Source organism: Azovibrio sp. (genome assembly GCF_049658005.1).
Taxonomy (GTDB): domain Bacteria; phylum Pseudomonadota; class Gammaproteobacteria; order Burkholderiales; family Rhodocyclaceae; genus Azovibrio.
This window is the reverse complement of sequence record NZ_JBASOH010000073.1, coordinates 1-2,527: the sequence shown is the minus strand read 5'-3', so window position 1 is coordinate 2,527 and position 2,527 is coordinate 1. Positions and strand designations below refer to the sequence as shown.

Here is a 2,527-nt window from a genome sequence, read left to right as displayed (position 1 = left end):
CCCGCTCCGCCACTCGCCGGGCACCATCCGCCAGCTGATTCGCTTCCCGGGCACTGTCCGCATTCACCTTCACCGTGCCGGTCAGCTCTTCCATGCTCGATGCCGTCTCTTCCAGACTCGAGGCCTGCTCCTCCGTCCGGCTCGACAGGTCCGTGTTCCCCGACGCAATCTCCTGCGCCGCCGTGTTGATCGCCTCGGTCGACTCCTGGATGCGCCCCACCAGTTCGCGCAACTGGGTCACGGTGGCATTGGCATCGTCCCGCAGCCGCCCCAGGGAACCCTGGTAGCCGGTATGCACGGTGGCAGAGAGGTCGCCCTTGGCCATCCGGGCCAGCAAAGCACCGATTTCGTTGACGGCCTGGCTGCTGGTTTCCAGCAACTGATTGATGCTGCCGCCCAGCTCCCGGTAGAAGCCTTCCAGGGCTTCGGCATCGAGACGGGCCTCCAGATCTCCGGCAGCGGCCTTGGCAATCAGGGCCGCCACTTCCTTCTGGGCAAAAATCTCGGCGGTGCGATCCACCCATTCCCCCACCGTTCCCAGGTGCTCGCCCTTGTCGTTGACGATGGGGTTGGTAATGACCAGATAGGTGCGGCCACCAATATTCATTTCCGTCTTGCGGGTTCCCTCAAGTTGGCGCAGGCGGGCCAGGGCCTCGTCCGGATTTTCGTAGAAAACACCGATGCTGCTGCCAACAAAACTGGCCACCGAGAAGCCCGGCAGGCTCTCGCGCAGCGGCCCTTCAATGGTTTTGAGGGTCTGCAACAGGCCACGATTGGCGTAAATCACCCGGCCATCATTGTCGGCAATGCGGATGTTGCCAGAAACGAAATCGAGCGCATTCCTCACCCGCAGGTTTTCATCGGCCACCCGCCGGGCTTCCTGGACATCAAAGCCCAACCGGGTCTGCATCGATTCCAGGCCGAGCTCTACCTGGCCGATTTCATCACTGCGGGAGATATCCACCTTGTTGCGGTAGTTGCCGGCCGCCAGTTCCCGGAAAATACGCACCACCTCGCGCAGACGGCCATTGATGGCGCTCACGGTCATCAGGGAGATCGCGATACCGATCAGGAGCGCCGCCAGCACCCCCATCCCGGTCCACAACAAGACCTCGCCGCGCAGCGCCCGGGATTGTTTCATCTGGTCCCGGGACTGGCGTTCCTGGTAATCGTACAGGGTCTTGGCCATGGCTTCCGCCTTGCCCATGGCAGGATTGATCTGGCGCAGCAGCAGCACCTGTGCATCATCGAAACGGGCTTCGGCCAGGGCCTGGCGGGCGGGCGTCAAACCTTGCTCCACCAGCCCCTGCAGGGCGGCACTGAAGCCGTCGCGCATCTGCCGGTGTTGATCCTGATCGAAGTTTCCATTCTGCACATACTGATGCCAATGCTGCTCAGCCGTCGCCATTGCCTTGCCCACGGCTTCGACGTGCACGCCAACCGGATGATCGTGCTGGCTGCCATAGGCATTTCCGGGAGCATGCTGCAAGGCCAGCATCACCTGAGCCCGGGCATTTTCCATGGCGGTGCGCACCTGGCCCAGGTGCATCACCGGCACCGCACGGCCTTCATACATGCTCACGGCGCTCTGGTGCATCCGGTCCAGGTTATAGACACCCAGCAGGGCCTGAACCACCAGAATCGAAAGCATGATGCCCGACAGCAGCAACAGCTTGCCCTTCACGGACAAGCGGAAAAAAGAGCCGCCACGGCCGCTCACCACCCGGCCCTTGACGATGCGGCGCCTACCCTGGCGCCCCTCCCGGAACAACGCGTAGGCCGCCTCGGCGGCAGCCACCGCTTCGCGGCCGGGCTTGCGCCGCACGGAGAGGTAGCCCAGCACCTGGCCCTGCTCGAAGAGGGGGGTGACGTGGGCCTCGACCCAGTAGTGATCGCCGTTCTTGCAGCGGTTCTTGACCAGCCCCACCCAGGGCTCCCCGGCCTTGAGGCTTTTCCACATGTCGGCAAAGGCGGCCTCGGGCATGTCCGGATGGCGCACGATGTTGTGGGGCTGCCCCAGCAACTCCACCTCCGTAAAGCCGCTGATGTCGAGGAAATCCTGGTTGATGTAGGTGATCTCGCCCTTCAGGTTGGTCTTCGAGACGATGATCACATCGTCCGCCAGGGGGACCTCGACGCCGGTTACGGGCTGATTGTTACGCATAGTGGCTCCAATTCATGCGGCAAGAAGCGCGGCAGGACAAGGCCGGGCCGGCAGGACACGGCCAGCAGGACACGGCCGGCACCTCAGAACTCTTCCCATTGATCAACCTGCCCGGCGGGCATGTAGGCGGGTTTGCGGCTGCCGCTCTTGTGGGCCAGGCCATGCCGGGGGTTCACCACGGGGGCGGCCAGAGCTTGCGGCGCGGCAGGCCGGGGCTGCCGGCCAGCCGCGCCCTGGAGGCGGAACACGGAGACGGCCTCGGCCAGGCTCCTGGCCTGCTCCTCCAGGCTCTCTGCCGCTGCCGCCGCTTCTTCTACCAGGGCGGCGTTCTGCTGAGTCATCTCGTCCATCTGGCTCACCGCC

The 2,527-nt window shown here is 64.2% G+C and carries 1 protein-coding gene and 1 pseudogene; both read right to left on the bottom strand.

What is annotated here, in order from left to right:
• Positions 1–2,164: PAS domain-containing protein (locus tag WBH99_RS07535; protein ID WP_424219488.1), on the bottom strand; the 2,164-nt coding region annotated here is incomplete at its 3' end.
• A gap of 83 nt (positions 2,165–2,247) precedes the next feature.
• Positions 2,248–2,527, bottom strand: a pseudogene (locus WBH99_RS07530) (chemotaxis protein); the annotation flags it as partial.